The sequence below is a fragment of the Actinomadura darangshiensis genome, assembly GCF_004349235.1.
Lineage (GTDB): Bacteria > Actinomycetota > Actinomycetes > Streptosporangiales > Streptosporangiaceae > Spirillospora > Spirillospora darangshiensis.
In genome coordinates this window covers 1-3,929 of record NZ_SMKY01000491.1, presented here as the reverse complement: position 1 = coordinate 3,929, position 3,929 = coordinate 1, and the positions used below count along the sequence as shown (strand labels likewise).

Below are 3,929 nucleotides of genomic sequence, written 5' to 3'. Positions count from 1 at the left end.
CCCATACCCTCACCCCATGCCGCCGCCGAAAAGCCCACACGACCCCCAACCCTCCGAAGCAACCGGGACCGGGTCGCCGGAACGGTGGACCAACCTGCTCACGGCCGTCCCGCGAGAGTTCTTCGTCCCCAACATCGCCCTGATCGGGCCTGTACTGGAGAGCCCAGGACCGATGTCGACTCGGCGGCCGTGGCGACCGGCTCCGCATCGCCACCGACGTTCATTTGGTCCCCTACACCTGGCCCGAGCAGACCTGGCCGGGCGGCACGATCGTGCCGCCCTGATGGGATCTCCTCCGTGCACGCCGCCAGATCTTTCCGACATGTCAGCGGCGCGAGCTCATAAATAGACTCGATCCCCTTGCTACCCATCGAACTCGCCGCGTGATAGCGTCAGATGCATATAGCGTTTGATGCATGGAGCTGTATGACGTTGAGATCGAACCTGAGGTCCGCGAATGGCTGAACTCACTCGCTGACCGAGACTTCGGTCGGGTCGAGTGGCTCGTCGCACTCCTCGCGGCGAACGCCGAGAGCTTAGGAGAGCCGTGGTCAAGGCATCTCGGAGATGGACTCAGGGAACTCCGCATTCACCTGCATCCACTCGAGGTCCGCATCACGTACTGGCTGGCTTCCAACCGCCGGATTGTCCTGCTCACGGTCTTCCACAAGACACGGGAGCGCGAGACCACCGAGGTAGACCGTGCCATGCGTGCACGCAAACTATGCGAAGCAGAACACGGCCACGCTCAGGGGGACTACACCAGGGAGGTCTGAGATGGTGACGGAGCAGAACAGCCCACACGAAAGGTGGGTGCCCGGCGCAGGCCGCGACAACGAAGAGGTGCGCGCCGGGCGCGAGGAGGCACGCCTGGCCTTTGAGCTGGGCACTGCGGTTCGGAAGCGTCGTCTTGCCTTGGGGCTGACGCAAGAGGAGCTCGCACGAAGGGCCGGCCTGACTCAGCCCGCTCTATCACGTTTGGAGTCGGGGGGCCCAACCCCGACGATCGGTGTCCTCGACCGGCTCGCGCATGCCCTGGGCGCCAAACTCAAGGTGGAGTTCACCGACGCAGCCTGACCAAAGCACCAGACACCTGCAGCGCAGTCTCGGGCTTTCCGGGGAGGACGGATCATCGAGTTCGTCCGGCCCGTCGAGTCCGGCCTGCGTGGGCGAGGTCATTCGACGGGTATGACGTACGCCAGTTCGTAACGGTCGACCGGCACCAAGATGTCGGCGGTCTCCACTGGCCGGTCATCGGTGGCGTAGGTCCGCTGGATCACCATGACGATCGAGCCCATCGGCTCGTCGAGTTGCTCGGCCTCGCCGGCGAGGACGGCCCGTGCCGTGACGACCTCGGTAGCGAGTTTCACAGTCTGCCCGATCGCGTCCATGCGCGCGGTCACACCCGCGCCCGCGTACGGGCCTTCCTCGGGGAACATGACCGGCGTACCGCGCGTCAGGTCCAGCGGCCCACGAGGTGGAAAGCATCGCAGGCTGCTCGTCCGCGAGGAAGGTGTACCGCGTCATCATGACCGGGTCACCTTCAGCGATGTCCAGGCGTCCGGCGACCGCTGGGGGCGCGGCGATCGTCTCGGCCGACGAACGCCAGGTCCCGGTGCGGCCCTGCGACTCCGTGTCAGCGCGAAACGGGGACGACGCCCGCCCCTGCGCTTCGTGGTACCAGGAGCGCGTCAGGCGCTTCACCTTCGGCCGCTCACGCACGTAAGCGAGAGATCAGGTGCGGTCATCCATACTGCTCATCTCTGACACGGCGAGTGAAGGCCCGCCACTCGGCATCAGCGAAGAGCAGCTTTGGCCCTCCTGGATCCTTCGAGTCTCGAACAGCAATCACCTCCGCAACATCCGCAACCTCGACGCAGGCACCGCCCTCATGCCCACTTCGACTTGACTTGCGCCATTGTGCAGCAGACAAATCCGCCCTGATCATCCGTAACCCTCCATCACCTCGGTGATCAAGGTACGCGACTCCTCGATGCGGAGAGCGTCACCTCGCAGAGAGTTGTACCTTACTGCGAATTTGGACACGATCTGCGGCTCTTGGATGAGCATCCCCTGCCCGGCTATCTCGCCGTAGACGACGTCCGGAGCATTGCTGAAGCTCAAGATCGTAAACCCGCCCGTCAGGCCCGGGTAGTACTTGCCGATCTGCGGCACGATGTCGATCGAGATGTTGGAGCGCTCCCCCAGGCTGAGGAGATGAGCGAGTTGCTCTCGCATGATTTCCGGCCCGCCAATATCACGCCGCAGAGCGCTCTCATCGAGTGTGAACCACGCGTGAGCCGCGTTCTCCCGAGTGAGGACCTCCTGGCGCTGGAGGCGCTCGGCCACGAGTCGCTCAGCGGTGTCCGGGTCGAGTCCATGGCCGATCACCGCACGCATGTAGCTCTCGGTTTGGAGCAGGCCGTAGATCAAGGTCAACTCGAAGTTCCGCACCTGGGAGGCCTCGACCTCGCGCTCCTGGTAGGCGGCGAAGCCGGGCGGGAGGATGGCCTGGTGGCGGGTGTCGATGATGCGCTTCTGCAGCCGCCTGAAGAGGCCGTTGGTCTTGAAGAAGGTGTCGAGGTTCTCGGCGAACTCCTTGGACGGGACGCTCTTCGCCGACTCGACCTGGCTGATCCATTGGGGCGTATAGCCCAAGGTCTCGGCGAGGGCCGTCTTGGTGAGTTCCGCTTCCGTTCGCCATGCCGTCAATTCACAGGCGAATGTCTGAATTGCGGGGGCTTCATATGGTTCGTTTCTCGATCCCATGAGGGCTCCTGTGTGTAACCCGGTCCGGGGTTTCGTTGATCTTTCGGGGGGTTGCGCGTTCCACCTGGGCGGTTGCTGGCCTGGAACGTCGCGACGCTGTGATTCTTATAACACATTCACCGTCAGCGAATCCGAACTCGGGGCCTTCCTTGATAGACACATCTTCGTTCGATAACCCCGCACTCGATCGGCTTCGGAAGGACTTTCCCGGGCACCACATTTGGCGTTCGCGGCGCTGGGACGGGCTACTCGGCGAGTACGTCGCCACGCTCCTCGACCCGAAGGCCGGCGTGGACGCGACCGTGATGCGGCCCGATCCCGTCGAGCTACGGGCCGAGCTGATGCGCGAGGCCGTCCGGGCGGCGGGCCACTGCCGGAACGTCCGGTGACGGAGCGGGCCCCGTCACCGGAGCGGGCCGTCCACCCCCGGGTGGCCCGGAAGGCGCGGCCGGTGGACCTTCCCCTGCGTCCACCGGTCGTGCCGTCTACGCTGCACGCCTGGCGGGCCCGTCGTCGCCTGAACCGGCTCGCCCGCAGCCTTCGGCGGCGCGGTTGGACCGTCCAGCCCCATTACCGCGGCCGGCCTCCGCTGCTGCGCGTCTTCGACTCGAAGGTCCCCTGCATCGGCGACAGCATCAAGGCCGTGAAGGACGAGGCGGCCTGGCACTACGTCTCGAACACCGGGCAACGGCTTGCGCCCTGTGACGACCCGAACAAGGCGTGCATCGCGGTCGCCGCCTTGCTCGTCCCCTGGATCCTCCGCGCGTTCGGTGGACGAGGTCGCCGCCCTTGATCGAGCGCTGATCCTCGTAAATGGCAGGCGTAGCGAAGCCCGCCCACACACGCCCCACCCCGCCGTCCGATCCACGTACAGGCCAGCGGTGCCAGGGCGTCAAGCCGTGGGCTCTCAGTGCGCCGGGACGTCGAGGCATCGGACCGTCAAGACGCCGGAACGCCGGGCCGTCGCCATGCACCGTCCCGCGCGCCAAGGACGCCATCACCGGAAGCGCGCACCGCAACAGCAACTCTTGGACGGCGTCTGCGTCCGACACCATCCCCGTCTGGGCGTCTGGGCGTCTGGGCGTCTGGGCGTCTGGGCGTCTGGGCGTCTGGGCAGTGTCGCCGGGACCGCCCGGCTCGGAGCCGATGTGGGCGGCAGG

General features: G+C 65.8%; 7 protein-coding genes. 4 read left to right on the top strand and 3 right to left on the bottom strand.

What is annotated here, in order from left to right; translation table 11 throughout:
* Positions 1 to 416: 416 nt before the first annotated feature.
* Together E1293_RS45250 and E1293_RS45245 are read left to right on the top strand one after the other, a co-directional pair.
* Positions 417 to 776, top strand: coding sequence for a type II toxin-antitoxin system RelE/ParE family toxin (locus E1293_RS45250; RefSeq protein WP_132206057.1), 360 nt, complete (start codon positions 417 to 419; stop codon positions 774 to 776).
* A gap of 1 nt (position 777) precedes the next feature.
* A complete protein-coding gene (locus E1293_RS45245; protein ID WP_132206055.1) occupies positions 778 to 1,077 on the top strand; it encodes a helix-turn-helix domain-containing protein in 300 nt (99 codons plus the stop codon).
* A 98-nt stretch (positions 1,078 to 1,175) separates the two neighbouring features.
* On the opposite strand, the gene E1293_RS50035 is transcribed toward E1293_RS45245, so the two are convergent.
* The 3 genes from E1293_RS50035 to E1293_RS45230 all read right to left on the bottom strand — a co-directional run bounded on the left by E1293_RS50035 (position 1,176) and on the right by E1293_RS45230 (position 2,769).
* Positions 1,176 to 1,439 carry a UTRA domain-containing protein gene (locus tag E1293_RS50035; RefSeq protein WP_243717521.1) on the bottom strand — a complete coding sequence of 88 codons (264 nt, stop codon included), beginning with the start codon at positions 1,437 to 1,439 and terminating at the stop codon, positions 1,176 to 1,178.
* 305 nt (positions 1,440 to 1,744) lie between these two features.
* Positions 1,745 to 1,948, bottom strand: coding sequence for a DUF397 domain-containing protein (locus E1293_RS45235; protein ID WP_132206053.1), 204 nt, complete (start codon positions 1,946 to 1,948; stop codon positions 1,745 to 1,747).
* Positions 1,945 to 2,769: a helix-turn-helix domain-containing protein gene (locus E1293_RS45230; protein ID WP_132206051.1), complete on the bottom strand. Its 825-nt coding sequence runs from the start codon at positions 2,767 to 2,769 to the stop codon at positions 1,945 to 1,947. Before E1293_RS45230 ends, E1293_RS45235 begins: the two co-directional genes overlap by 4 nt.
* Before the next feature lie 149 nt (positions 2,770 to 2,918).
* Here E1293_RS45230 and E1293_RS45225 point away from each other — a divergent pair, with 149 nt between their 5' ends.
* Together E1293_RS45225 and E1293_RS45220 are read left to right on the top strand one after the other, a co-directional pair.
* On the top strand, positions 2,919 to 3,158 hold the full coding sequence (locus tag E1293_RS45225) for a hypothetical protein (protein WP_132206049.1): 240 nt from the start codon (positions 2,919 to 2,921) through the stop codon (positions 3,156 to 3,158).
* 62 nt (positions 3,159 to 3,220) lie between these two features.
* Positions 3,221 to 3,562, top strand: coding sequence for a hypothetical protein (locus tag E1293_RS45220; RefSeq protein ID WP_132206047.1), 342 nt, complete (start codon positions 3,221 to 3,223; stop codon positions 3,560 to 3,562).
* Positions 3,563 to 3,929: the final 367 nt, after the last annotated feature.

What these genes read in the sequence shown, in the direction of transcription:
- E1293_RS45235 (WP_132206053.1), bottom strand. Translation starts at nt 1,948, where the DNA reads ATGATCAGGGCGGATTTGTCTGCTGCACAATGGCGCAAGTCAAGTCGA.
- E1293_RS45230 (WP_132206051.1), bottom strand. Translation starts at nt 2,769, where the DNA reads ATGGGATCGAGAAACGAACCATATGAAGCCCCCGCAATTCAGACATTC.
- E1293_RS45245 (WP_132206055.1), top strand. Translation starts at nt 778, where the DNA reads ATGGTGACGGAGCAGAACAGCCCACACGAAAGGTGGGTGCCCGGCGCA.
- E1293_RS50035 (WP_243717521.1), bottom strand. Translation starts at nt 1,439, where the DNA reads ATGTTCCCCGAGGAAGGCCCGTACGCGGGCGCGGGTGTGACCGCGCGC.
- E1293_RS45250 (WP_132206057.1), top strand. Translation starts at nt 417, where the DNA reads ATGGAGCTGTATGACGTTGAGATCGAACCTGAGGTCCGCGAATGGCTG.